Origin of the sequence: Paraburkholderia phytofirmans, from assembly GCF_046028095.1 — a bacterium.
Taxonomy (GTDB): Bacteria; Pseudomonadota; Gammaproteobacteria; order Burkholderiales; family Burkholderiaceae; genus Paraburkholderia; species Paraburkholderia phytofirmans_A.
In genome coordinates, this window is the sequence record NZ_JAQQDJ010000003.1 from 474,994 (window position 1) to 499,375 (window position 24,382).

Annotated in this window: 23 protein-coding genes; 14 read left to right on the forward strand and 9 right to left on the reverse strand. The window is 62.5% G+C overall.

Translation table 11 applies throughout. The features are described 5' to 3' along the window. Positions 1-125 precede the first annotated feature (125 nt). Complete coding sequence (locus PQR54_RS11035) at positions 126-1,199, forward strand: purine-nucleoside phosphorylase (protein WP_408245458.1); 1,074 nt, start codon at positions 126-128, stop codon at positions 1,197-1,199. A 222-nt stretch (positions 1,200-1,421) separates the two neighbouring features. Here the strand turns inward: PQR54_RS11035 and PQR54_RS11040 are convergent, their stop codons facing one another. Together PQR54_RS11040 and PQR54_RS11045 are read right to left on the reverse strand one after the other, a co-directional pair. Beyond that, positions 1,422-1,730: a DUF4148 domain-containing protein gene (locus PQR54_RS11040; RefSeq protein WP_168789866.1), complete on the reverse strand. Its 309-nt coding sequence runs from the start codon at positions 1,728-1,730 to the stop codon at positions 1,422-1,424. A gap of 234 nt (positions 1,731-1,964) precedes the next feature. Further along, positions 1,965-2,969: a LysR family transcriptional regulator gene (locus tag PQR54_RS11045; protein WP_012426421.1), complete on the reverse strand. Its 1,005-nt coding sequence runs from the start codon at positions 2,967-2,969 to the stop codon at positions 1,965-1,967. A 183-nt stretch (positions 2,970-3,152) separates the two neighbouring features. Between PQR54_RS11045 and PQR54_RS11050 the strand changes: the two genes are divergently transcribed. The 10 genes from PQR54_RS11050 (at position 3,153) to PQR54_RS11095 (ending at position 17,428) form a co-directional block, all read left to right on the forward strand. Beyond that, positions 3,153-4,007: an alpha/beta hydrolase gene (locus PQR54_RS11050; protein ID WP_408245461.1), complete on the forward strand. Its 855-nt coding sequence runs from the start codon at positions 3,153-3,155 to the stop codon at positions 4,005-4,007. A 57-nt stretch (positions 4,008-4,064) separates the two neighbouring features. Continuing rightward, positions 4,065-5,327: an efflux RND transporter periplasmic adaptor subunit gene (locus PQR54_RS11055; RefSeq protein ID WP_408245463.1), complete on the forward strand. Its 1,263-nt coding sequence runs from the start codon at positions 4,065-4,067 to the stop codon at positions 5,325-5,327. 56 nt (positions 5,328-5,383) lie between these two features. Then, positions 5,384-8,569, forward strand: a complete 3,186-nt coding sequence (locus tag PQR54_RS11060; RefSeq protein WP_408245465.1) for an efflux RND transporter permease subunit — start codon at positions 5,384-5,386, stop codon at positions 8,567-8,569. A gap of 13 nt (positions 8,570-8,582) precedes the next feature. After that, positions 8,583-10,190 (forward strand): efflux transporter outer membrane subunit, encoded by a 1,608-nt coding sequence (locus PQR54_RS11065; protein ID WP_408245467.1) that lies wholly within the window; start codon positions 8,583-8,585, stop codon positions 10,188-10,190. Between the two features lie 376 nt (positions 10,191-10,566). After that, a complete protein-coding gene (locus PQR54_RS11070) occupies positions 10,567-11,406 on the forward strand; it encodes a MetQ/NlpA family ABC transporter substrate-binding protein (protein WP_408245469.1) in 840 nt (279 codons plus the stop codon). A 43-nt stretch (positions 11,407-11,449) separates the two neighbouring features. Further along, entirely contained in the window at positions 11,450-12,856 is a 1,407-nt protein-coding gene (locus PQR54_RS11075) for an LLM class flavin-dependent oxidoreductase (protein WP_408245471.1), read from the forward strand. 15 nt (positions 12,857-12,871) lie between these two features. Continuing rightward, positions 12,872-14,032 carry a methionine ABC transporter ATP-binding protein gene (locus PQR54_RS11080; RefSeq protein ID WP_408245473.1) on the forward strand — a complete coding sequence of 387 codons (1,161 nt, stop codon included), beginning with the start codon at positions 12,872-12,874 and terminating at the stop codon, positions 14,030-14,032. Next, positions 14,025-14,681 (forward strand): methionine ABC transporter permease, encoded by a 657-nt coding sequence (locus PQR54_RS11085; protein ID WP_116123354.1) that lies wholly within the window; start codon positions 14,025-14,027, stop codon positions 14,679-14,681. The genes PQR54_RS11080 and PQR54_RS11085 overlap by 8 nt, the downstream gene beginning before the upstream one ends. Positions 14,682-14,836: 155 nt before the next feature. Further along, complete coding sequence (locus PQR54_RS11090) at positions 14,837-16,039, forward strand: acyl-CoA dehydrogenase family protein (protein ID WP_408245476.1); 1,203 nt, start codon at positions 14,837-14,839, stop codon at positions 16,037-16,039. 60 nt (positions 16,040-16,099) lie between these two features. After that, the gene (locus PQR54_RS11095) at positions 16,100-17,428 is read left to right on the forward strand and encodes an Nramp family divalent metal transporter (RefSeq protein ID WP_408245478.1); all 1,329 of its coding nucleotides are present in this window, start codon (positions 16,100-16,102) and stop codon (positions 17,426-17,428) included. Positions 17,429-17,580: 152 nt separating this feature from the next. Here the strand turns inward: PQR54_RS11095 and flhC are convergent, their stop codons facing one another. The 7 genes from flhC to PQR54_RS11130 all read right to left on the reverse strand — a co-directional run bounded on the left by flhC (position 17,581) and on the right by PQR54_RS11130 (position 22,726). Then, on the reverse strand, positions 17,581-18,150 hold the full coding sequence (gene flhC, locus PQR54_RS11100; RefSeq protein WP_007177883.1) for a flagellar transcriptional regulator FlhC: 570 nt from the start codon (positions 18,148-18,150) through the stop codon (positions 17,581-17,583). A 14-nt stretch (positions 18,151-18,164) separates the two neighbouring features. After that, positions 18,165-18,485, reverse strand: a complete 321-nt coding sequence (flhD, locus tag PQR54_RS11105; protein WP_007177882.1) for a flagellar transcriptional regulator FlhD — start codon at positions 18,483-18,485, stop codon at positions 18,165-18,167. Between the two features lie 533 nt (positions 18,486-19,018). After that, on the reverse strand, positions 19,019-20,242 hold the full coding sequence (locus PQR54_RS11110) for a YeeE/YedE family protein (protein WP_408245481.1): 1,224 nt from the start codon (positions 20,240-20,242) through the stop codon (positions 19,019-19,021). A 167-nt stretch (positions 20,243-20,409) separates the two neighbouring features. After that, positions 20,410-20,949, reverse strand: a complete 540-nt coding sequence (locus PQR54_RS11115) for a GNAT family N-acetyltransferase (protein ID WP_408245483.1) — start codon at positions 20,947-20,949, stop codon at positions 20,410-20,412. A 73-nt stretch (positions 20,950-21,022) separates the two neighbouring features. Next, entirely contained in the window at positions 21,023-21,889 is an 867-nt protein-coding gene (locus PQR54_RS11120; RefSeq protein WP_408245485.1) for a helix-turn-helix domain-containing protein, read from the reverse strand. A 166-nt stretch (positions 21,890-22,055) separates the two neighbouring features. Next, complete coding sequence (locus PQR54_RS11125; protein ID WP_012426435.1) at positions 22,056-22,358, reverse strand: addiction module antidote protein; 303 nt, start codon at positions 22,356-22,358, stop codon at positions 22,056-22,058. Beyond that, a complete protein-coding gene (locus PQR54_RS11130; protein WP_408245487.1) occupies positions 22,355-22,726 on the reverse strand; it encodes a type II toxin-antitoxin system RelE/ParE family toxin in 372 nt (123 codons plus the stop codon). The genes PQR54_RS11125 and PQR54_RS11130 overlap by 4 nt, the downstream gene beginning before the upstream one ends. A 275-nt stretch (positions 22,727-23,001) precedes the next feature. Here PQR54_RS11130 and PQR54_RS11135 point away from each other — a divergent pair, with 275 nt between their 5' ends. From PQR54_RS11135 to PQR54_RS11145, 3 genes are all read left to right on the forward strand, one after another. Next, complete coding sequence (locus tag PQR54_RS11135) at positions 23,002-23,370, forward strand: nuclear transport factor 2 family protein (RefSeq protein WP_012426437.1); 369 nt, start codon at positions 23,002-23,004, stop codon at positions 23,368-23,370. Positions 23,371-23,395: 25 nt separating this feature from the next. Beyond that, positions 23,396-23,821: a hypothetical protein gene (locus tag PQR54_RS11140; protein ID WP_408245489.1), complete on the forward strand. Its 426-nt coding sequence runs from the start codon at positions 23,396-23,398 to the stop codon at positions 23,819-23,821. Positions 23,822-23,899: 78 nt separating this feature from the next. Next, the gene (locus PQR54_RS11145) at positions 23,900-24,364 is read left to right on the forward strand and encodes an RbsD/FucU family protein (RefSeq protein WP_408174925.1); all 465 of its coding nucleotides are present in this window, start codon (positions 23,900-23,902) and stop codon (positions 24,362-24,364) included. The last annotated feature ends 18 nt before the right edge of the window (positions 24,365-24,382 follow it).

Here is a 24,382-nt window from a genome sequence, read left to right on the forward strand (position 1 = left end):
GGGCCCGGCAACGTTGACTGGGAGCGCATCGCGTAGTGGAAAATAATTTCTTCGCACCTATACTTCTTTCGGCTTGAAAGCAGCACTCTCTCCCAACCTGCATCAAAAGCAAAAGGAAGATCACGATGCTGACTCGCTCACTCGGCGCCGTCTGCGCCATTACCCTCGCGGCATGCGCGGCCTTTTCGTCCGGTCCGGCCAGTGCGGACGACAACGACGGTTTCTCGCGCGGCGACGGCGGCTCGCACGGGCAGCCCGTCAAGGTGATGATCATTTCGATGTTCGGGCCGGAAGGCCAGGTGTGGCTCGATAACCTGGAGCCCTGGCGAGAGATTACGGTGGATGGCTTGTCGCCCGATTACCCGACCGTCCATTGCAACAGGCAGGACGTGTGCGTGATGACCACCGGCATGGGACACACCAACGCTGCTGCGTCGATCATGGCGCTGACGTTCTCGCCGCGCTTCGATTTGCGGCATACGTACTTCATGGTGGCCGGCATTGCCGGGATCGATCCGCAGCAGGGCACGGTGGGCTCCGCCGCGTGGGCGAAGTATCTGGTCGACTTCGGGATTCAATGGGAGATCGACGGGCGCGAGATTCCGCCCAACTGGAATACCGGCTACCTTGGCATCAACACGACGAGTCCGTCGGACAAGCCGCCGCTCGACTACCGCACTGAAGTGTTCCAGTTGAACACGCGGCTCGCGAACACGGCGTTCGCGTTATCTCGCCACGTGACGCTGTCCGATAACGCGCAGGCTCAGGCCGCGCGGGCCAAGTACTCGTATGCGCCGGCGAACCGCCCGCCGACTGTCATTCAATGCGATACCCTCGCGGGCGATACGTGGTGGTCAGGCACGCTCCTCGGCCAGCGAGCTCGCGACTGGACCAAGATTCTGACCGATGGAAAGGGCGTCTACTGCACGACGCAGCAAGAGGACAACGCCACCTACGAGGCGCTCAAGCGCGCGGCATCGGTACACAAGGTGGATTTGAATCGCGTCGCCGTGTTGCGGGCGGGCTCCGATTTCGACCGGCCCTACGACGGGCAGACGAGCGCGGACAACCTGCTGAACTATGCCGCGCAAGGCGGCTTTACGATCGCCATCCAGAACCTGTTCCTCTCGGGCAATCCGCTCGTGCAGGATATCTCCACGCACTGGGGCGAGTGGCGTGACGGCGTGCCGAGGCGCTAGGTCCCTGCACATGTGACTGTGCCCGCGGACCAGATCCGCGGGCACTCGCTGCTACTTTCGACACTTAGTGTTGCGGCGCGCGATACGGCGTCCACACAGGGGTGTCGGTGTCCCAATTGTCGAGTTCCGAGGGTGTCATGATGAGCTCCTTTTTGAAGAGTGCATGAATCGCGCCGCAATGAATATTTCTTTTGGAAACCGAATCATTGCGGCAAGCTGGTTTTACTGTCCGTTGGCCACACGCGTGACGTCGCCGCTCGTGCCTTCCTGCAGCGCGATGCGTTGGGCCTGGGTTTGACCGATCAGGCCTTTGTTCGGATACGTCGTGCGATTCAGCGCGGGCAGCGAGCCGTCGCGATACGCCGCGACCAGTTCGGCCTTCACTTCTTCACGCGACTTCGCGGTCGTGGTCGGCGCGGGTTGCGTGTCGTACGAGCCGGCGCGGCCAATGCCGCCGCTGCTGCTTTGTGCAAACACCGGGGCGCTCACGAGCAGCGAAAGAGCCAGACCTGCTAAGAGATTGCGTTTCATGATTCACTCCTGTTCATTCGTTTGCAGCACGAGCGGCGCTGCGACAGGGTGAAATGTAGACTTTGAGGCAGTGCGGATAAATCGCACTTTCGCGAAATGAATTGTCGCGATTCCAGAACAATCGCTTTAACACTGCGTGAAACGCCTTGCCGGCGTTGCCCCAAAAGAAAACCGCGGCATTAGAGCCGCGGTTGAAATTCACTGTTCCAGATTCTGTACTTCAATTCACGCGTCTTATGCGACCCATTCAGTTATCACCGGCGTGTCGAGCATTGGAGCAGACTCGCGTTCTTCGAAAGTGCGCTTCGTGCACGTTGCGTCCAGACTGCCACGTCCGCTCAATAACGGACAACGGTCGAACAGCTCCGCGATCCAGTCTACGAAAACGCGGACTTTAGGCGACAGATGCCGGCTGTGCGGATAGACTGCCGAAATTGGCATCGGCAAAGGCTTCAGCTCCGGCAGTACTTCGACCAGTTGGCCCGACCGCAGATGCGGCAGCACCATGAAGAGCGCAGGCTGAATCAGGCCGAAGCCTTCCAACCCGCAAGTCACGTAGGCGTCCGCGTCGTTCACCGAGACGATGCTCTTCATTTTCACTTCGATTTCTTTGCCATCAACCAGGAAGGCCCAATCGAGCGTGCGACCCGTGCGGCTCGAAAAGTAATTGACTGCTTTGTGATTCTCCAGGTCTTCGAGCGACGTCGGCATGCCCGCGCGCTCGATATAGTCGGGGGCCGCGCAGGTCACGCCCTCGAACAAACCGATCCGACGCGCCACCAGCGAGGAATCTTGTAGCGCGCCGACCCGCACCACGCAATCCACGCCTTCCTGCAACAGGTCAACGGGCCGGTCCGTCAGGCCGAGTTGCAGGTCGATGTCCGGATAGCGCGTGTGGAATTCACACAGCGAAGGAATCACCAGCAAGCGGCCGATCGACCCCGGCATGTCGATGCGCAGCTTGCCGTGCGGCTTTTTATTGCCGCTTTGAAAACTGGCCTCGGTCTCTTCGACGTCCGCGAGGATGCGAACGCAGCGTTCGTAGTACGCCGCGCCGTCCGGCGTGAGCGACAAACGGCGCGTGGTCCGATGCATCAAACGCGTGCCGAGGAACGCTTCGAGGTTCTGAATAATCGTGGTAACCGATGCGCGCGGCAAGTCGAGCGTTTCCGCTGCACGGGTAAAGCTGTTGGTGTCGACGACACGAGTGAACACTTGCATGGCCTGAAGCCGGTCCATTGCAGACCTCCAATAGGGGCTGGCGCACTGAGCAGGAATGGACTCCACCGCGAATCCGCAGACAATCGCATTCGATTGTTCAGGGGCGCCGAATTGTGTTGCCGGATTATAGGCATTTATTTACGAGTCTGCCGAACCCACAATTCGCACCATTGAAGTTCTATGCGCATTGCGCGGCTCGACATGGAAGCATTTAAACCGCCGTACTCCTTTGTGCCCGCCGGCAGCAGCCCGGCAGAGGCCGACAGCACGGCACTCGAAGTCACTGACGTGCAGATCGAAGGGCACGCGCAGGACATCACGTTGCGTCTGTACAGACAGGAAAAGAAAACCTCACTGCCGGTACTGCTTTATTTCCACGGTGGTGGATTCACGAAGGGCTCGATCGACCAGGCGGACTACGCGTCGCGTTATTTCGCAGAACACTTACCGGCTCTGGTCGTGTCGGTCGGGTACTCGCTGGCGCCGCAGTTTCCGTTTCCGGCCGCGCCCGAAGACGCGCACCGCGCGGCGCTGTGGGTGCAGACACGGGCGCGCGCGTTTGGCGGGAACAGCAAGAAGGTTGGCGTAGCCGGCCACGACGCGGGCGGGCAATTGGCCAATTGCCTCGCGTTCATCGCGCGGGATCGCGGTGACGTGCGAATTTCAGCGCAGGCGCTGTTCGGGCCGATGCTCGACCCGAGTCTCACGCGCCTGGGCGACGAAAAGCGCCTCGGCTCGGATATCACGGCAAAAGAGTGCGCGGCGTGTTATCGCGCGTATCTGCCGCAAGCGTCGCAGCGCATGCATCCGTACGCCGCGCCGCTCGAATCGTCGCGTCTCGCGGGCCTGCCGGCCACGCTGATCGCGACGGCGCAAAACGACGTCCTGCATGTGGAAGCGGAGAAATACGCGAGCAGCTTGATCGACGCCGGTGTGCTGACCCAGGTGGTTCGCTATCCGAGTGTCTCGCATGCCGCGTTGGCCGATCATCCGCCCGCCTTGCAGGAAGCGGTGCGATTTTTTCAGTGGCGCTTCGATGCACGCGCGCATCGCTGAAACACGCGCTGAAACAGAAATAAGCAGAACTTTAATCAACGATCTCGGGAGCTTCACATGACTATCCTTCCTCTTTCCCGTCGCCGCGTGGCGATTGCCGCACTTGCCGTCATCGTCGTGGCCGGGCTGGGCACGTTCGGCGCGATTCGCGTGGACGCGAGCTCGCCCGCCGCGCCGACCATCGTGCCGGAAGTCGATGTGGCCACTGTGGTGCAGAAAACGATCACTGATTGGCAGAGCTATTCGGGCCGTCTCGAAGCGGTCGAGAAAGTGGACGTGCGTTCGCAGGTGCCGGGCACCATCGTGTCCGTCAACTTCAAGGACGGCGCGCTCGTGAAGAAAGGCGACACGCTGTTCGTGATCGACCCGCGTCCGTATGCGGCCGAGGTGGATCGCGCCGAAGCGCAACTTGCCGCCGCGCAGGCGCGCACGGGCTACACGCAAAGCGATTGGGAGCGCGCGCAACGTCTGATCGCCGATAACGCGATCGCCAAGCGTGACTACGACGAGAAGCAGAACGCCGCGCGTGAGGCGAGCGCCAACCTGAAGGCCGCGCAAGCCGCCGTCGAAACCGCCCGCATCAATCTCGGCTACACGAAGATTGTCGCGCCGGTGTCGGGCCGCGTGTCGCGCGCGGAAATCACGGTGGGCAACGTGATCTCGGCGGGCGCGACTGCAGCGCCGCTGACCACGCTGGTGTCGGTGTCGCCGATCTACGCATCGTTCGACGCGGACGAACAAACGTATCTGCAATACCTGAGCCGCGCGAAAGACGGCAGCAAGGTGCCGGTGGAACTCGGTCTCGCGGACGAAAGCGGTTATTCGCGCAGCGGCGTGATCGAATCCGTGGACAACCGCCTCGACACGTCGTCGGGCACGATCCGCGTGCGTGCGCGTTTCGATAACGCGGACGGCGCGCTGATTCCAGGTCTGTATGCACGCGTGAAAGTGGGCGGCAGCGAGCCGCATCCGGCGCTGTTGATCGACGACGCCGCGGTGGGCACGGATCAGGACAAGAAGTTCGTGCTGGTGGTCGACCAAGGCAATCACGTCGTATATCGCACGATCGACGTGGGCGGCATGCAGGGCAATCTGCGCGTGGTAAAGGGCGGCCTGAAGCCGAATGACCGGATCGTCGTGAACGGCATTCAGCGCGTGCGTCCCGGCGACGCGGTGCGCGCACATATGGTGCCGATGACGACGGATGACGATCCGAACAGCGCACCGCTCGCACAGAAGCAGGCGCCCGCACAACCGCAATCGCCGACGCAGTCGCAGGCCCAAACGCAGACGCGCACCAAAGCGGACAAGAATTCGTGAGCCTCGCGCGCCGCGGCCTGACTGCGCGGCGCTTGCTCCAACGTTAAGAGCTTCCCATGAACATATCCAAATTCTTCATCGATCGGCCGATCTTTGCCGGCGTGTTGTCGGTATTGATCCTGCTGGGCGGCATCATCGCGCTCTTCAAGCTGCCGATTTCGGAGTACCCGGAAGTGGTGCCGCCGTCCGTGGTGGTCCACGCGCAATATCCGGGCGCGAACCCGAAGGTGATTGCCGAAGCGGTCGCGGCGCCTCTCGAAGAGCAGATCAACGGCGTCGAGAACATGCTGTACATGCAGTCGCAAGCAAATAGCGACGGCAATCTCACGCTCACGGTGACTTTCAAACTCGGCACCAATCCTGACCTCGCGACGCAACTCGTGCAGAACCGCGTGAATCAGGCGCTGCCGCGTTTGCCGGAAGACGTACAGCGCCTCGGCATCACGACGATCAAAAGCTCGCCCACGCTGACCATGGTGGTGCATTTGATCTCGCCGAACAATCGCTACGACATGACGTATCTGCGCAATTACGCGCTGCTGAACGTCAAGGACCGGCTCGCGCGGATTCAGGGCGTCGGCGAAGTGCAGTTGTGGGGTTCGGGCGACTACGCGATGCGCGTCTGGCTCGACCCGCAGAAAGTGTCGCAACGCGGCCTGACGGCGACCGAAGTGGTCAACGCGATCCGTGAGCAGAACATTCAGGTGGCGGCCGGTGTGATCGGCGCATCGCCTTCGGTGCCGGGCACGCAATTGCAGTTGTCGGTGAATGCGCGTGGCCGTCTGAAGACCGAGGGCGAATTCGGCGACATCATCGTCAAGACCACGCCGGACGGTGGCGTGACCTACCTGAAAGATATTGCGCGGATCGAACTCGCGGCCTCCGAGTACGGCCTGCGTTCGCTGCTCGACAACAAGCCGGCTGTGGCGCTCGCCATCAACCAGGCGCCGGGTGCGAACTCGCTCGCGATTTCCGATCAGGTGCGTACCGCGATGAAGGAGCTCGCGGAAGACATGCCGGCGGGCGTCGAATACAAGATCGTCTACGACCCGACGCAGTTCGTGCGCTCGAGTATCGAGGCGGTCGTGCACACGCTGCTCGAAGCGATCGCACTGGTGGTGATCGTCGTGATCGTGTTCCTGCAGACATGGCGCGCGTCGATCATTCCGTTGATCGCGGTGCCGGTGTCGATCGTGGGGACGTTCTCGTTGCTGCTCGCGTTTGGCTTCTCGATCAACGCGTTGTCATTGTTCGGCATGGTGCTCGCCATCGGGATCGTGGTGGACGATGCGATCGTGGTGGTGGAGAACGTCGAGCGGAACATCGAAAACGGGCTGAGTGCGCGCGATGCAACGTATAAGGCGATGCAGGAAGTGAGCGGGCCGATTATCGCCATCGCGCTGACGCTCGTCGCCGTGTTCGTGCCGCTCGCGTTCATGACCGGGTTGACGGGCCAGTTCTACAAGCAGTTTGCGATGACCATCGCGATTTCGACGGTAATTTCGGCGTTCAACTCGCTGACGTTGTCGCCTGCGTTGTCCGCACTGCTGTTGCGCAGCCACGGCGCGAAAGAAGACTTCCTGACGCGCGTGATGAATCGCCTGCTGGGTGGTTTCTTCAAACGCTTCAACAAGGTCTTTCATCGCGGTTCGACCGCGTATGGTCGCGGCGTGACCGGCGTGTTGCGCCGTAAGGGCGCGATGCTCGCGGTCTACGCGATTCTGCTCGGCGCGACCGTGCTGATCTCGCGCGTGGTTCCCGGTGGCTTCGTGCCGGCGCAGGACAAGGAGTACCTGATTGCGTTCGCGCAATTGCCGAACGGTGCATCGCTTGATCGTACGGAAAAAGTGATCCGAGACATGAGCTCGATCGCGCTGAAGCAGCCAGGCGTGGAGAGCGCGGTGGCGTTTCCGGGTCTCTCGGTGAACGGCTTCACCAATAGCTCAAGCGCGGGCATCGTGTTCGTCACGCTCAAACCGTTCAAGGATCGTGGCAACAAGAAACTCTCGGCCGGTGCGATTGCTGGCGCGCTGAACCAGCAATACGGTGCGATCAAGGATTCGTTCGTCGCGGTGTTTCCGCCACCACCGGTGCTCGGTCTCGGCACGCTTGGCGGCTTCAAGATGCAATTGGAAGATCACGGCGCGGTCGGTTACGCGGAATTGAACAAGGCAGCGGAAGCATTCGTGAAGAAGGCCGCGCAGACGCCTGAACTCGGCCCGACCTTCTCGAGCTATCAGATCAACGTGCCGCAACTGAATGTGGATCTCGACCGTGTGAAGGCCAAGCAACTCGGCGTGCCGGTCACGGACGTGTTCAACACGATGCAGATCTATCTCGGCTCGCTGTATGTGAACGACTTCAACCGCTTTGGCCGTGTGTATCAGGTGCGGGTGCAGGCGGACGCGCCGTTCCGTCAACGCGCCGACGACATCCTGCAACTGAAGACGCGCAATGCCGCGGGCGACATGGTGCCGTTGTCGTCGCTGGTGACGGTGACGCCGACCTACGGTCCGGAAATGGTGGTGCGTTACAACGGCTACACGGCTGCCGACATCAACGGCGGACCCGCGCCGGGCTTCTCGTCGGGTCAGGCGCAAGCCGCGGCCGAACGCGTGGCGGCGGAAGTCTTGCCGCGCGGTGTGAAGCTCGAATGGACCGACCTGACGTATCAGCAGATTCTGGCCGGCAACGCAGGCTTGTGGGTGTTCCCGATCAGCGTGCTGCTCGTGTTCCTCGTGCTCGCCGCGTTGTATGAAAGCTTGACGCTGCCGCTCGCGGTGATCCTGATCGTGCCGATGAGCGTGCTGTCCGCGCTGACCGGCGTGTGGCTCACGGGTGGCGACAACAACATCTTCACGCAGATCGGTTTGATGGTGCTGGTGGGCTTGTCGGCGAAGAACGCGATTCTGATCGTCGAGTTCGCTCGCGAACTGGAGCATGACGGACATACGCCGCTGTCGGCGGCGATCGAGGCGAGCCGCCTGCGTCTGCGGCCGATTCTGATGACGTCGATCGCGTTCATCATGGGCGTGGTGCCGCTGGTGTTGTCGAGCGGAGCCGGTTCGGAGATGCGCCATGCGATGGGTATCGCGGTGTTCTTCGGCATGCTCGGCGTCACGCTGTTCGGTCTGATGCTGACCCCTGTGTTCTATGTGGTGCTGCGTACGCTGGCGGGCGGAACGATTCACGTCGCGCAGAAAGATTCGCCGCACTATGGCGCGCCGGTGACGGACGCTTGAGGAGAAAACAATAATGAAACGCTTTGAATCTTTGAACGGGTGGGGCCGGGCGGCTGCCAGCGGTTTGCTGGTCGCGTTGCTCGCCGCCTGCTCGTTGGAGCCCACGTATAAGCGGCCGGAGGTGGATGCGCCGGCTGCGTTCAAGGAAGCGCCTGCGGGGTCGGCTACGACGGCTGCTTCCGCGCCCTCGGTTGCGTCGGGTGTTTCGGCGCAGGACAACGGCACGTGGAAACAGGCCCAGCCCGCCGACGACGCGCATCGCGGCGAATGGTGGACGATTTTCGGCGACCCGCAACTCAATGCACTCGAGGAGCAGGCTTCCGCCGCGAATCAGGACCTGAAGGCGGCTGCGGCGCGCGTGCAACAGGCGCGTGCGGTCACGCAGGCAGCGAAGTCGGACTGGTTCCCGAAGCTCGATGCGGGCTTCGGCCCGACGCGCGAGCGTGCTTCGGCGGCGTCGCAATTTCAGCCGGATAGCGTGGGCGGCACGACCGGCACCATCTGGCGCGCGCAAACCACCGCATCGTACGAAGCGGATCTGTTCGGGCGGGTCGGCTCGAACGTCAACGCGTCGCGTTCGGACGAACAGCAAAGCGAAGCGCTGTTCCGTTCGGTGCAATTGTCCTTGCAGGCAGACGTCGCGCAGAACTACTTCCAGTTGCGCGAGCTCGATACGGATCAGGACCTGTACCGTCGCACCGTGGCATTGCGTGAGGACACACTGAAACTGGTCGAACGGCGCTTCAAGGAAGGCGATATCGGCGAGCTGGATGTATCGCGGGCCCGCAACGAACTGGCGAGTGCGCGTGCGGACGCCGTGGGCGTGGCGCGTCAGCGCGCGGCATCGGAACATAGCCTCGCGATTCTGCTCGGCAAGCCGCCGGCGGATTTCTCGTTCGCGGAAGCGCCGCTGGCTCCGGTGACGGTGCGTGTGCCGCCGGGCTTGCCTTCGGATTTGCTGGAACGCCGGCCGGATATTTCGGCGGCGGAGCGCGCGATGCAGGCGGCGAATGCGCGTATCGGCCTCGCGAAGTCGGCGTTCTTCCCGAAACTCGATATCACCGGCGGGGCCGGCTTCGAATCGGCGACGCTCGGCGATCTGTTCAAGTGGTCGAGCCGTGCGTTCATTCTCGGGCCGTTTGCCGGCACGGCGCTGACGCTGCCTCTGTTCGACGGTGGCCACCGCAAGGCGAACCTCGCGCAAGCCCGTTCGAAGTATGACGAGGACGTGGCGCAGTATCGTCAGCAGGTGCTGGTGGCGTTCCGTGAGGTGGAGGACAACCTGTCCGATTTGCGTTTGCTCGACGATCAGATGCGCGAGCAGAACGACGCGGTTCAGGCTTCGCAGCGTGCGGCGCATCTGTCGCGCACGCAGTACACGGAGGGTGCGGTCAGCTACCTGGACGTGATCGACGGCGAGCGGCAGGTGCTGACTTCGCAACTGCAGGCGAGCCATCTGTCGGGCACGCAGGCGGTAGCGACCGTCAATCTGATTCGCGCGTTGGGCGGTGGCTGGGGTGATGTGAAAGCGGCGGATACGGCTGTCGGTGCGGTTGCGCCGACATCCGCGCCGATGGCGGCCGCCGCTGCCGCTCCCGTGCAGCAGGTGGCGAAGCAGTAGTTCGTTGGATCACCGGCTAGCGGTAGACGCCGGGTCGCGCGAAAGCGCGGCCCGGCGTTTTTTTGCCCAAATCATTTTTCCCGCTTTCCTTACAAAAATCCCTTCGTAGACCGCCGCTTTGTCGCCCACTATGATGAGTTGCACCTCATCTGGAGAGAGGCGATGACCTGTCCGACCTTCCGCTGTCCGCGCTGATCCTCTTGCGCGTCCTGTCGCTGCCACGCGCGGTTTAAGCCGCGCGTTGCGGATTTCCGTTGCCCGATCTATCCGGCACGCCTGATTGCGTCTCAAAGTTCACGCTTTGTAGACGCCTCAAAGCATGCCGCGGGATCGGCTCGCCTCGAATCAAACCACGCCCGAAACTGACGAGTTCACCATGCGCATTTTTCTATCCACCGTGCAGCGCTTTTTCCACACGCCGGCTGTCTCGCTCATCAGCGCGTTCGGTCTCGCGCTCGCGTTGCAAGCCGCGCCCGCTTCAGCAGTCGACTCGCCCACGCTGAAAATCGGCACCGCAACCAGCCCGCAAATCGAAGCGCTCAAAATCGCCGCGCGCGAAGCGAAAGAGCAGGGCCTCGACGTGAAGATCATCGAGTTCACGGACTGGAACACGCCGAACGCGGCGCTCGCCAACAAGGACATCGACGTCAACTACTTCCAGCACATTCCGTTTCTCGAGAATGCGAAGAAGCAAGGCGGCTATAACTTCGTCGCAATCGCGCCGGGCACGATCATGAAGATCGGCTTGTACTCAAAGAAGATCAAACGCTTCGACGAATTGAAAGACGGCGCCACGGTCGCGATCGCCAACGACCCGGTCAACGGCGGACGCGGCTTGCTGTTGCTGCAGCGCGCCGGTCTCATCAAGCTGAAGCCGGGCATCGACTATCGCGCGACGACGCTCGACATCACCGACAACCCCAGGCATCTGAAGATCGTGCAGCTGGAAGCATCGCAACTGGCGCGTTCGCTCGACGACGTCGATCTCGCACAGGGTTACCCGAGTTTCATCAAGCTCGCCGGCACCACCGATCCGAATAGCGCGCTGCTGTTCGACGGCCTGGAAAACAAGAACTACGCGATTCAATGGGTCGTGCGTCCGGAAAGCGCGAACGATCCGCGTATCCGCAAGTTCATTGCGATCTATCAGCATTCGCCGGCAGTGCGCGCCGCGCTCGACAAAGCCTTCGGCAATCTCTACGCCGTCGCGTGGTAATCCGCGCGCTTAGCCGAAACTGGAAAGCCAAAGGAGCTGCACGATGGCGAAGAAAAAGATCCTTCTGAACGCGTTCAACATGAATGCGGTCGGCCACATCAATCACGGATTGTGGACGCATCCGCGCGACCGTTCGGCGCATTACACCGACCTCGACTATTGGACGAGCCTTGCGCAAACGCTGGAGCGCGGCAAGTTCGATGGGATCTTTCTCGCGGATATCGTCGGCGTGTACGACGTTTATCAGGGCGGCCCGGAAACGCCGCTGCGCGAATCGGTGCAGATTCCGATCAACGATCCGTCGCTGATCGTGCCCGCGATGGCGCACGTGACCAAGCATATCGGCTTCGGCGTCACGTCGAATCTGACTTATGAGCCACCGTATCTGTTCGCGCGCCGCATGTCGACGCTCGATCATCTGACCAAGGGCCGCGTGGGCTGGAACATCGTGACGGGCTATCTGGACAGCGCGGCGCGCGGCATGGGCCTCGCGCAGCAGATCAGCCACGACGACCGCTACGACCGCGCCGACGATTACATGGACGTGGTCTACAAGCTGTGGGAACAGAGCTGGGAAGACGACGCGGTGGTGCGCGACCGCGCGGCGCGCATCTTCTCGCACCCGGACAAGGTGCATCGCGTCAAGCACGACGGTCCGTACTATTCGATCGACGCGATCCATCTCAGCGAGCCGTCGCCGCAACGCACGCCGGTGTTGTATCAGGCGGGATCGTCCAGCCGTGGCGTTGATTTCGCGGCACGTCACGCGGAATGCGTGTTTGTCGGCGGCCAGAACAAGCAATTGACGCGCTCGATTGTCGACGACATCCGTGCGCGCGCGGTGAGCTTTGGCCGCGCGCCGGACGACATCAAGATCTTCGCGGGCATCACCGTTGTAGTCGCTGAAACAGAACGGGCCGCGCAGGAGAAATTCGAGGAATACCGCCGATATGCGAGCGCCGAAGGCGGCATCGCGCATTTTTCCAGTTCGACCGGCATCGACTTCTCGCAATACGAATTGGACGAACCGATCTCCTACGTGAAGACCGAGTCGATGCAGTCCGCCGTCGAGGCGATTTCGAAGAAGAGCGTGAGCGGTGTGTGGACCAAACGCAAAGTGCTCGAACAGATGACGCTCGGCGGCCGTGCGAAGCCGGTGGTCGGCTCGCCGCAGCAGATCGCGGACGAACTGGTGTCGTGGATCGAGGAAGCGGGCGTCGACGGCTTCAATCTGACGCGCACGGTGATGCCGGAATCGTTCGAAGACTTTGTGAATCTGGTAGTGCCGGAATTGCAGAATCGCGGCGTTTATAAGGAAGATTACGATCCTGCACCGACGCTGCGCGAGAAACTGTTCGGCGAAGGGCGTGCCCGGCTGCCGGACGTGCATGCGGGCGCGCAGCATCGTCGGCGCGTGCAAACCGCCGCGCCGGCCGCCGCGGAAGCGTAGGAGAGGAGTGAAACCATGGCCAATCTTTTCGACGTGCCGCAATTCATCGAAGACGCGCCGTCTCTCGCCGTCAATCCTGATTCGCATGCAACGGCGACGCAACCCGCCGTGATATTCGACAACGTCGGCAAAGTGTTTGCCGACGCCCGCGGCGTGTCGACCGCGGCGCTCGCCAACGTCACGTTGAATGTGGCGCGTGGTGAAGTGTTCGGCATTATCGGCCGCAGCGGAGCCGGCAAGTCGACGCTGTTGCGGCTCGTCAACGGTCTGGAAAAGCCGAGTTCGGGCGCGGTGCGGGTGAACGGCGTGAGTGTCGGTGAACTCGACGAGCGCGGACTCGTGGCATTGCGCCGGCGCATCGGCATGGTGTTTCAGCACTTCAATCTGCTTTCGGCGAAGACGGTGCGCGAGAACATTGCGTTGCCGCTAAAAATCGCCGGTGTGCCGAGAGCGGTGATCGATAAAAAGGTCGATGCGCTGCTGGAATTAGTGGGTCTGTCCGCTAAACGCGACGCGTATCCGGCGAGCCTGTCCGGTGGCCAGAAACAGCGCGTCGGCATTGCGCGTGCGTTGGTCACCGACCCGGACATTCTGCTTTGCGACGAGGCCACCTCCGCATTGGACCCTGAAACGACGCAAGCCATTCTCGCGTTGCTGCGCGATATCAATCAGCGTCTGAATCTGACGATCGTATTGATCACGCACGAAATGCAGGTGATCCGCGAGGTCTGCGATACGGTTGCGGTGATCGAGCGTGGCGAGGTGGTCGAGAGCGGTCCCGTGTGGCGCGTGTTCGGCGATCCGCAACATGATGCGACGCGCGCGTTGTTGCGCACGTTGGTGCATGACTTGCCGATTGATCTCGCGCAACGGATCAAGCCGCTGCACGACATCGCGCAAGCGGACGCACAGATTCTGCTGGACGTGCGTTTCACCGGCGTCGATGCGCGTGAGCCCGATCTCGGTGGTCTTGCGTCGGCGTTGAGTGTCGATGGCGGCCGCGTGAGTTTCGTGCATGGCGGCATCGACCGGATTCAGGGGCACGCGCAAGGGCGCCTCGTGGTGTCGGCGCAAGTGCGCGCGGACGATGGCAGTACGGTGCAGAAGCAGATCGCGGCGCTGCTCGACAGCGCTCGCCGCTATGCCAATCATGTCGAGGTATTGGGCTATGTCTGAGTTGTGGCTTTCCGAACTCGCCGATGCGATTCGCGACACCATCGTCATGGTCGGCGTGTCCGCATTCGTCGCGGCGCTCGTCGGCATTCCTCTGGCGCTTGTGCTGGTCACGACGACACGTGGCGGCATCTTCGAGAAGCGCGCGGTGAATAGCACGCTCGGCGCGCTCGTCAACGCGTTCCGTTCCACGCCCTTCATCATTCTGCTGGTTGCGTTGCTGCCGCTCACGCGTTTGCTGATCGGCACGACGATAGGCGTATGGGCCGCGATCGTGCCGCTCAGTATCGCGGCGATTCCGTTTTTTGCGCGTGTGGCCGAAGTGAGCCTGCGCGAAGTCGACCGCGGTTTGATCGAAGCCGCGCAGGCCATGGGCGCGCAACGCCGCCACATCATCTGGCATGTGCTCTTGCCTGAGGCGCTGCCGGGCATTCTCGGCGGCTTCACGATTACCGTGGTGGCGATGATCGGTTCATCGGCGATGGCGGGCGCGGTCGGCGCCGGCGGCCTTGGCGATCTGGCGATACGTTACGGCTACCAGCGTTTCGACACGACTGTGATGGTGACGGTGATCGTGCTGCTGATCGCGATCGTCACGGCGGTGCAGTTCGTCGGCGACCGGTTCGTGCGGCGGCTTGCGCAACGGGTGTGATCGTATTGACCGTGCGGCTGCTATTTGCATGAGGAATAGCCGCTCACATTTGCCGCGCGCGCATCACCGCCTATCATGCTAGCTACGGCATCGAGCTCAGCCGTAGGCGCTCCGTCTAGCGCCGCTCGCCGAACAATTCTTCAAGTGGAAATTGCATGAACGATCCTCGTCATGCCGATGCGTTGCAAACGCGTCAGGCATTCGCTGCGTCCGAGGTGCGCGATCTCGCGGGTTTGCTCGACGCGTTGCGCGCCAGCGCCGCGCGGCGCGATATCGACGGCGGCCACGCCGCGCGGGAAAAACAATGGATCGCCGACGCGGGGCTGCTCACGCTCGCGGTGCCGCGCGAATTCGGCGGCCTCGGCGCGCGCTGGCCCGACATCTACGAGACGATCCGCAAGATCGCGCAAGTGGACAGCGCGCTCGCGCATTTGCTGGGTTTCACCTGCCTGCAGGTGGTCAGCGTCAATGTATGGGGCAATCCGGAACAACGTGCCCGCTATCTGAGCGGCACCGTCGAAGGACGATGGTGGTGGGGCAACGCCGTCAATCCACTCGACACGCGGTTCGTTGCAAGTGCAACCGATGACGGCGGCTACCTGCTCGACGGCCAGAAGGGCTTTTGCTCCGGCACACGCGGCTCGCAGATGATGACGGTCTCCGCGCACGATCCGCTCACCGGCAAACCAGTGTTTGGCGTCGTGCCGACGACGCGTGAAGGCATCACCGTTCACGACGACTGGAACCCGATCGGCCAGCGTCAGACCGACAGCGGCAGCGTGTCTTTCACGCGGGTCAAGGTCGAACCGCATGAAGTGATGGTGCGGCCCGACACGCCGCATGCAAGTTTGCGCACGCTGATCTCGCAACAGGTGCTGACCAATCTGTTCGTGGGCATTGCGCAAGGCGCGCTCGACGAAGCGCGCGCCTACGTCACGCAGAACGGCAAAGCGTGGATCTATTCCGGCGTCGACAAAGCCACCGACGATCCCTACCTGATCCAGCGTTTCGGCGAAATGCGCCTGCAGGCGGTGAGCGCCGAAGCGCTGGCGACGCGTGCGGCCTGGCTGCTGGAAGACGCGTGGCAACAAGGTCCGTCGCTTTCCGCGGAAACCCGCGCGCAGGTTGCGCTCGCCACGTCGGAGGCGAAGATCGTCGCGCATCGCGCCGCGCTCGACGTCAGCGAAAAACTGTTCGACGCCTGTGGCGCCCGCGCGACGCACGCGCCGCTCGCGCTCGACCGTTTCTGGCGCAATGCCCGCGTGCATACGCTGCATGATCCGCTCGACTATCGCGTGCGCGACGTCGGCCGATACGCGCTCACCGGCGCGTTGCCGGAAGTTTCTTTGTACACTTGAGGCGGTTCGCGGCGGCCGATACGAGGCGCCGCGTTTTATCCCCTTCAAGAGACTCCCGGATTGCAGTTCAAACTACCGACCACCGCAACGGCGCCGTTTTGCCCATCCGAAGTGCAAGGCTCGGTGGCCGTCTCGCCGGGCGCGCCTTTCTGGAAGAAGATCCTGCAATTCGCGGGCCCCGGCCTGCTGATCTCGATCGGCTATATGGACCCAGGCAACTGGGCCACCGACATCGAAGCCGGATCGCGCTATGGCTACAGCCTGCTGTTCGTCGTCATGCTCTCGAGTCTTGCGGCGATGGCGCTGCAATGCCTGAGCATGCGCCTCGGCATTGCGACCGGACGCGATCTCGCGGCGTTGTCGAGAGATCGTTATTCTCCGGCAGTGGCGCGCTTTCAATGGCTGCTCGCGGAACTGTCGATCGTTGCCTGCGATCTGGCCGAAGTGCTGGGCGGCGCGCTGGCCTTCCATCTGCTATTCAAATGTTCGCTGACTACGGGCGTCCTGCTGACTGCGTTCGATACGCTGATCGTGCTCGGCCTGAAGGGCAAGAATTTCCGCGATCTCGAAGCGATCATGCTCGGCTTGATCGCGACCATCGGCGTGGGGTACATCATCGAACTCGCACTCGTGCAGCCGCATTGGCCGTCGGTCGCGCAGGGGCTGATTCCGTCGTGGCAGGCTTTGAGCTCGCGCGAACCCATGTATCTGGCGATCGGCATTCTGGGCGCGACGGTCATGCCGCATAACCTCTATCTGCATTCGTCGATCGTGCAGACGCGCGCGGTGAAGCGCGACCCCGCCAGCATCCGCTCGGCGATCGGCATGTCGCGCATCGACACGATCGGCTCGCTGGTGTTCGCGCTATTGATCAACATGGCGATCCTGATTCTTGCCGCCGCGGCGTTCCACGCCACCGGCCACAATCAGGTCACCGAAATCGAAGACGCTTACAAGCTGCTCGCGCCGATCGTCGGCACCGGCTTCGCGGCGGTGTTGTTCGCGGTGACCCTGCTCGCCTCGGGACAAAGCTCGACCTTCACCGGCACCGTGGCGGGGCAGGTCATCATGGAAGGCTTCCTGAAGCTGAAGATTCCATGCTGGCAGCGGCGCTTCATCACTCGGGCGCTCGCGTTGATCCCCGCGCTGATCGGCGTGCAGATGATGGGCAACGGTGCGGTCGGCAAGCTGCTGGTCGCAAGCCAGGTCGTGCTGAGCCTGCAATTGCCGTTCGCGCTTTATCCGCTGATCCGCATGACCAGCGACCGTGCGTTGATGGGCGAATTCGCCAACACGCTGCTGACGCGGTTCGTTTCGTGGACGCTGTTCGTGGTGATCAGCGCGGCGAACCTGTGGCTGGTGGTGCAGACGGTGGGACTGGCCGGCTGATCCGGTTTTCGCCGTGTGCGTTGTGCCGACCGCCGACCGCCGGCGCGCATGGGACAAAAAAAGTCCGCTCGGAGGCGGACTTTCTAATCAAGGCTTCGGTTCGAATCGGGCTGGACCTGCCCTCACCGAATCAGCGGCGCTTCACTTTTCGCTCAGGCGGCTTGCGCGATCTGTGCTGCTTCGAGCGCTTCCTGGCGGGCAGCCGCGGCTTTCTTCGTCTTGCCGGCACGCGACGGCGGCTGGCAAGCGCCACACACCACGTTGTGCTGCAGATCGTGTTTGTGCGCCACGAACTTGCCGGTGCAACGGCAGCATTTGGTCAATTGAAGAATGTCGGCGTCGAAGAAACGCACCAGCGTCCACGCACGCGTCAAGTCCAGCACGGGTTCGGTTTCGCTGTGCTGGCAATGTTCCAGATACAGCCGATACCCTTTGGTCAGCGCGTCCAGATGCGAGCAGCGCGCTTCGTTCTTCAGAAACAGGTACGTGTTGTAGAACAGCGACGCGTGGATGTTCGCGAGCCACGTCATGTACCAGTCCGCCGAAAACGGCAGCATGCCCTTGGGTGGCGACACGCCCTTCACCTCGCGATACAGGCGGATCATGCGGTCGCGTGAGAGCGTCAATTCACTCTCGAGCACTTGCATGCGTGCGCCCAGTTCGATCAGTGCAATGGCGCGGAATACTTCCTGTGCGTCTTCCGTCAGGCTACGCTTGAGCATCGCAGTCACCTCGATTAAGCGAACTGTTCAGCCGGCTGGCCTGCAAGCAGGATCGCCGCGTGAGTCGGTGCCACTGCGGTGTGCTTCGTCGTTTGCGTCAACGCCGACAACATCGAGTGGTCGTTGAAGCGGAAGAAGCACAAAAGCTGATCGGAAGCGGCCAGCTTGACGATCTGCGCGAGCGACAGCCCGGCAAGCAAATCAGCCAGTTCCGACGACAGTCCCAGCCGGAACATGCCAACCGGTTTGTCCTCACGCAACATACGTTGCGCAAGCATGATGTAAGACAAGTTAATCTCGCGGATTGAATCCAGCGTCTCGCTGCTACGGTCCATTTCTGTTTTTTCCGAAGCCCCGAATTACTATGTCGGCATTTTTTGCCGTTATGTCTTTTGTGCCTCGCCGGAAACGTTGTCCTCCGGCTACGGGTCACCACCTGATACAGATGGCGACCTTTTGATACATCGCGTTACATTTCGTAACAGCTTGGGACGAATTGTATGAAGGGTAAAACAAGAAATCAATCCCTTCTCAAAAAAATATCTCAAAAAGATGCATCAAATTTCGGTAACTCTTTCACGGCCCTGTAATAGACGATGCCAAGTGGATTTTCCGCTATCGAAGACGTTTGTCTGATCCATGGAAACCCTTGTATTACGGGCGTTTCGCTAATTTATCTGAGGAAAGCGAGCGGGCCGGTTGCGAATCGGTAATTCCCGCTCGACTCAGAAAGGAAACAGAAAGCGAGCACAATATAGAGTAATAAATACCGCCATAAAGCGCTGCAGTGGGGACACAACAGAGGTGTAACAGGCTGGTGCGGCCCCGGTTACAAACTAGGCCGCATTTGTAACGTCCTACGTAACATCTAGCAACCGGTGGATCGAACGCGTTCGACTTCGAGACCGAAGGCCGGCCGCAGACGGGTGCCCAGCATGTTTCCAGCGAACGCCGCCGCCAGCCAAAGCCAGCCGTGCAAGCTGCCTGACACGATGCCGCTGAAGTAGGCGCCGATGTTACAACCGTAGGCCAGGCGGGCTCCGTAGCCCAGCATCAGGCCGCCGACCATGGCCGCGATCAGCGAGCGCGCGGGCACTTTCCACACCGGCGCGTAACGTCCGGCCAGCGCCGCGGCTGCCATTGCGCCGAGGACGATGCCGATATCCATCACCGAGGTGACGTCATGTGTAACAGGGGCGGCGAGGGAGCCCGCGTTGGCGTGAGCGGCCCAATACGGCCAATCGGCCACATCGATGCCGAGCACGGCAAAGAGCTTGGCGCCCCAGAGCGCGAACGCGGACGTCACGCCCCACGGACGCCCGGAGAGTGCCAGTGTCGCGAAGTTGAGCAGTGCCAGCGCGATCGCGCCGACGAACAGCGGCCACGGTCCATGCAGCCACGGCGACGTATGCGACTGGCGCGGCGGCTCGTTGAACAGTTGGCCGTGACGGCGCCGTTCGATCAGAACGGTGAGTGCCGCGATGGCGGCGAACACGACCAGGTTTAGCGCGATGGCCCAGCCCGCGCCGAGCGCGGTGACCATCGAGAGCGGTTTGAGCGACGGCAATGCGGTCCAGAACGGCATGTGCGCGGTCGCCACGACCGAGCCGATAACGAACGCCGCCAGCGTAACGATCATGCGGGTGCTGCCGCCACCCACGGTGTACAACGTGCCGGACGCGCAGCCGCCGCCCAATTGCATGCCGATGCCGAACATGAAGGCCCCAACCAGTACCGACGTGCCCGCCGGCGCCACAAGTCCGACCACCGGATGGCCGAACAGCGTGCCGGCTTGTAGCGCCGGGAAGAAGAGCAACACGCCTAGCGCGAGCATCAGCATCTGAGCGCGCAGGCCCGCGCCGCGGCCGTCGGCGATAAAAACCCGCCATGCCGAAGTGAAGCCGAACGCCGCGTGATACAACGACATGCCGAGCAGGGCGCCGACGAGATAGAGCGCCGCCTGGCGGCCGCTGACGGTCTGCGCCAGATAAACCGCGCCCAGCGTGATCAGAACGAGCGCGGCGCCAAGAGGTTTCGGATTGATATCGAAACGGCGCGGCACGCGCGGAAGCGAAGTGGAGAGGTCGGACATGTGTGAGTTGACTGACAAGCGATGGGTAGAGAGCAGCCCGAGGGCGGTTGGCTAACCGTTTTCGGGGCCGGTGTGGCGACAAGGCAGTCAAAAAAGTAGCACGGATCGCGTGCTGCGGCAGGGCGGTCGAATGAGGGTGACCGGGCGCGACGTTCGGGCGCCAGTAGCTATTGGATGAACAGCGCCATTAGATCCGCGTCATGAAACACGCCACCGACGTTCAGCGCGCCGACCTCGCAGCCAAATTTGCGAAAGCCGAGCGACTCATACAGTTTTCGCGCCGCTTCGTTACGGCTGCCGACGTGCAACTGGATTTGCCGCAAACCCTCCACGCGCGCGGCCCGCGCCAGCAATTCATTGAGCAGCGCGCGCCCGACGCCGCGGCCGGCCGCTTCCGGCGCGACGTACATGCCGATCAGGGCGGCTTTATGCCGCTGCTTGTCGCTTGGATTGCGAATCAGGCCGACCACGCCGATCAACGGCGTTCCAGCCGATGCGTAAGCGCCGAGCAAAAAATCGCCTTCCGCCGCATGCGAGCCCTTCAGCATCGCGTCGTGTTGTGACGGACCTTTGGCGAGCGCTTCTTCGTAACTCTGGCCGAACGAATCCGGATGCGCCCTCAGTCCGCGCAGGCGAAGCTGGAAATAGTCGTTGCGGTCGTCGAGACCGAGTTGGCGTACGAGTACGGGGCTGTCGTTCAAGTGCATCTCTCCGCGTCAATCTGGCGAGTGAAAGGACATGGGCTCAACGCAGCAGTGTGCCTCGTCTTCCACCATCAGGCTACGGTTGGCGGGCCGCCTCGGCGCGCTGGCTCTCGCCGAATTCGCGCAGTGCGGCCGCAGTTTGCTGATCGGCCGGAAAGAACGCTTCGATGGCGAGCTCCGAGAGCGTCACGTCGATCGGTGTGCCGAAGACCGTGGTCGTGCTGAAAAACGACAGCACGCCGATCGGCGTACGCAGCCGCAGCGGCACCGCGATTTGATTGACGGCGGCGTTGTCGTGCCCGGCCGCTTCCGCGTCCGGCGGCGCCGGATAGGCGGCCAGTTCGTCGCGCAGCGCGCTCAGCGTGCTGTCGCCGCTCACCTCGATTTGCCGCTGCAGCCGGGCCAGAATGTGCTCGCGCCAGGCATGCCAATTGACGATCGACGCCGCGATGCCCTCCGGATGCAAGCTCAGGCGCAGCGCATTGACCGGCGGCTTCAGCAATTCCGGACTGGCGCCGGTCAACAGAGGCGCGAGCGCGTTGTTCGCGGCAACGATGGTCCAGTGCCGGTCGACGGCGAGCGCCGGGTAGGGCTCGTGTCCCTTCAGCACCAACTCGACGGCCTCGCGCGCGGCGGCCAACTGCGGATCCGATAGCGGACGCTCGCGGAATAGCGGCGCATAACCGGCCGCGACCAGCAGTGCATTGCGCGCGCGCAGCGGTACGTCGAGCCGTTCGGCAAGGTGCATGACCATTTCCCGGCTCGGCACCGCGCGACCCGATTCGACGAAGCTCAAATGCCGGGTCGAAATATCGGCTTCAGCTGCGAGCAGCAACTGGCTCATTCTTCGCCGCTGGCGCCATTCACGCAGCAGGTCGCCGACCGTGCGGCTGGCCGCCGACGCATGCGACGGGACGGTTTGCGCAAGAGAGTGTGTGTTCATGCCACCGATGATAGCCAAACCGCGCTAGCCATCCATTACCTGAGAGGTAATGGAATACCCCGGAATTCGCCCGGCCAAGCCTACGAAACCCCGGAGACATTCCTGACCGCACAGCTCATCCAACATGCTGACCGTCCTGTGAAGTCGCCACAAGCGGCAATGCGACTCAGGCTGCCGCCACGCCTTCCGGCACCACGTTGAGTTTGACGCCGAGCGCGCGCAGCAGTTTGAGCACTGTGTCCATACGCGGTTTGGATCCGGGCGCGAGTGTTTTGTACAGGCTTTCGCGCCCGAGTCCGGCATCGGCCGCAACCTTGGTGATGCCGCGCGCTTTAGCGATGTCGGCGATGGCGGCAAGCAGCACGTCGGCGTCGCCGTCTTCAAGCGCTGCGTTGAGATACTCAGCAATCGCTTCCTCGCTATCGAGGTAGTCCGACGCGTCGAACCGCGCGGTTTTGATTTTGCTCATGACAGTTCCTTTCTGATTGCTGCCCACATTGTTTTGGCATGCTTGATATCAGCCGGCTGGGTGACCTTGACGCCGCCACACAGAAGCAGATACACCATGCGCCCTTCACGCGCGAAATAGACCCGATAGCCCGGGCCGCAGTCGATGCGCATCTCGGATACACCGTCTTCCAGCAATTTCACGTCGCCGAAATGCCCGCGTTCCGCACGCCGGATGCGCACGAGTATTTTTGCCCTCGCTCGTAAATCCGCGAGCCGTGCAAGCCATGCGTCGAATTCCTCGGTGCGGTTGACCTCGTACACAGGTGGTGAACCGGTCTGCTGAGCAGTGTATCCTTGTGGATACGGTCTTGCAAGTGTGAAAACCATATTGAAAAAGGGCCCCCGTGTCTGTGTTAGTCGAATACGCCACATGCCGCGCGTCTGTGCCGCGCGGCCCCCATTCGCCGCACGAGGTTAGCCGCTGCCGCCGCGGCTGACGACTCGGCCGGATGGCCAATCCGACGAACAACGAAGCGCAAGGATGCTTACCTCCCACGTAATCGACGCACCGCGCCCGAGCCGTCAATCTTCACTCCGAGCCCGCCGCATACAACGAGTCTGCCGAGCGTAGTGCTCAGTCCTGCCAATCAAGGAGTCTGGAGATGAACGCGCATACCGATCTGATCGACCGTTATTTCGACGCATGGAACGAAACCGATGGCGCGCGCCGTCGCGAGTTGATCGCCGCGACATGGAGCGCCGACGCCGACTATCGCGACCCGCTGCTGGCGGGCGCGGGCCACGCCGGCATCGACGCGATGATCCGCGCGGTGCACGAGCGCTTCCCGCATCACACGTTTCGCCGTACGGGCCAGGTCGACGGCTTCGCCGACCGGCTGCGCTTCTCGTGGGAGCTGACCACGCCAGCGGGCGACGCGATCGTGAAGGGATCCGACTTCGGTGTGATCGATCCGCATGGACGCTTGCAGGCCGTCACCGGCTTCCTCGACCAGGTGCCCGACGGCGTCTGACCACCACTTTTTTACGGAGACGATCATGCACGAGCTCGCTGCCGCCACGGCTGCCCAATCGGCCATCACGTTGGCGCACCTGTCGGGCGCACTCGACTCGCTGTCCAGCGTGGTGGCCGGCTTCGCGCTGCTCGCCGGAGCGCGCGCGTTCATGTTCATCGCGCTGCTGGGCTGGCGCGAGCCGGTGTTGGGCGGCGCGGGTCTCGTGCTGCTGGCGGTGGTCGGCTGGCTGCGCTGGCACTGCCGTGAAGCCGTGACTGTGCCGGCCATGCAGCGCGTTCGCCGGACCACCCGTTCCAGCAGCGCGACTTGCAGCCGCCTCGCGCCACCCTCGGCGAATGCCCGCGAGGTTGCTTGCTACAATCGTCCGCTGGAATGCGATTCGTCGCGCGAACACGCCTGCGCCGAACCGGGCGCCCGCTGCTTCAGCCCGACTCGAACGCGGGCGTGAGCGGGTCGCTTCGCGCAACCTGATAACCCACGTCCAAACCTCGGCGGTCAGCCGCCAACCGGACCACAAGGAGACACCGTGCTGAAGAATCTGGACCCGCTGCTGAATGCCGACATACTGCATGCGCTGCGCGCGATGGGCCATGGCGACGAACTCGTCATCTGCGACGCCAATTTCCCCGGCGATTCGGTTGCGCGCGAAAGCGTGCTGGGAAAAGTGCTCCGCCTCGACGGCGTGAGCGCGCCGCGCGCGATTCGCGCGGTGCTGTCGGTGATGCCGCTGGACACGTTCATCGAGCATCCCGCGTCGCGCATGGAAGTGGTGGGCGAGCCGCACACCATTCCGGCCGTGCAGCGCGAGGCGCAGGTCGAGATCAACGCCGCGGAAGGGCGCGACGTGCCGTTCGCGTCGATCGAACGGTTTGCGTTTTATGAACGGGCACGTAAAGCGTATTGCGTGATCGCGACCGGTGAAGAGCGCGGCTATGGTTGCTTCGTCTTCACCAAGGGCGTTCTGCTCGCGCCGGACGCGCCTCAGTCGTAACCTTTGCCACCTCCATTG

What these genes read in the sequence shown, in the direction of transcription:
- PQR54_RS11035 (WP_408245458.1), top strand. Translation starts at nt 126, where the DNA reads ATGCTGACTCGCTCACTCGGCGCCGTCTGCGCCATTACCCTCGCGGCA.
- PQR54_RS11040 (WP_168789866.1), bottom strand. Translation starts at nt 1,730, where the DNA reads ATGAAACGCAATCTCTTAGCAGGTCTGGCTCTTTCGCTGCTCGTGAGC.
- PQR54_RS11045 (WP_012426421.1), bottom strand. Translation starts at nt 2,969, where the DNA reads ATGGACCGGCTTCAGGCCATGCAAGTGTTCACTCGTGTCGTCGACACC.
- PQR54_RS11050 (WP_408245461.1), top strand. Translation starts at nt 3,153, where the DNA reads ATGGAAGCATTTAAACCGCCGTACTCCTTTGTGCCCGCCGGCAGCAGC.
- PQR54_RS11055 (WP_408245463.1), top strand. Translation starts at nt 4,065, where the DNA reads ATGACTATCCTTCCTCTTTCCCGTCGCCGCGTGGCGATTGCCGCACTT.
- PQR54_RS11060 (WP_408245465.1), top strand. Translation starts at nt 5,384, where the DNA reads ATGAACATATCCAAATTCTTCATCGATCGGCCGATCTTTGCCGGCGTG.
- PQR54_RS11065 (WP_408245467.1), top strand. Translation starts at nt 8,583, where the DNA reads ATGAAACGCTTTGAATCTTTGAACGGGTGGGGCCGGGCGGCTGCCAGC.
- PQR54_RS11070 (WP_408245469.1), top strand. Translation starts at nt 10,567, where the DNA reads ATGCGCATTTTTCTATCCACCGTGCAGCGCTTTTTCCACACGCCGGCT.
- PQR54_RS11075 (WP_408245471.1), top strand. Translation starts at nt 11,450, where the DNA reads ATGGCGAAGAAAAAGATCCTTCTGAACGCGTTCAACATGAATGCGGTC.
- PQR54_RS11080 (WP_408245473.1), top strand. Translation starts at nt 12,872, where the DNA reads ATGGCCAATCTTTTCGACGTGCCGCAATTCATCGAAGACGCGCCGTCT.
- PQR54_RS11085 (WP_116123354.1), top strand. Translation starts at nt 14,025, where the DNA reads ATGTCTGAGTTGTGGCTTTCCGAACTCGCCGATGCGATTCGCGACACC.
- PQR54_RS11090 (WP_408245476.1), top strand. Translation starts at nt 14,837, where the DNA reads ATGAACGATCCTCGTCATGCCGATGCGTTGCAAACGCGTCAGGCATTC.
- flhC (WP_007177883.1), bottom strand. Translation starts at nt 18,150, where the DNA reads ATGCTCAAGCGTAGCCTGACGGAAGACGCACAGGAAGTATTCCGCGCC.
- flhD (WP_007177882.1), bottom strand. Translation starts at nt 18,485, where the DNA reads ATGGACCGTAGCAGCGAGACGCTGGATTCAATCCGCGAGATTAACTTG.
- PQR54_RS11110 (WP_408245481.1), bottom strand. Translation starts at nt 20,242, where the DNA reads ATGTCCGACCTCTCCACTTCGCTTCCGCGCGTGCCGCGCCGTTTCGAT.
- PQR54_RS11115 (WP_408245483.1), bottom strand. Translation starts at nt 20,949, where the DNA reads ATGCACTTGAACGACAGCCCCGTACTCGTACGCCAACTCGGTCTCGAC.
- PQR54_RS11120 (WP_408245485.1), bottom strand. Translation starts at nt 21,889, where the DNA reads ATGAACACACACTCTCTTGCGCAAACCGTCCCGTCGCATGCGTCGGCG.
- PQR54_RS11125 (WP_012426435.1), bottom strand. Translation starts at nt 22,358, where the DNA reads ATGAGCAAAATCAAAACCGCGCGGTTCGACGCGTCGGACTACCTCGAT.
- PQR54_RS11130 (WP_408245487.1), bottom strand. Translation starts at nt 22,726, where the DNA reads ATGGTTTTCACACTTGCAAGACCGTATCCACAAGGATACACTGCTCAG.
- PQR54_RS11135 (WP_012426437.1), top strand. Translation starts at nt 23,002, where the DNA reads ATGAACGCGCATACCGATCTGATCGACCGTTATTTCGACGCATGGAAC.
- PQR54_RS11140 (WP_408245489.1), top strand. Translation starts at nt 23,396, where the DNA reads ATGCACGAGCTCGCTGCCGCCACGGCTGCCCAATCGGCCATCACGTTG.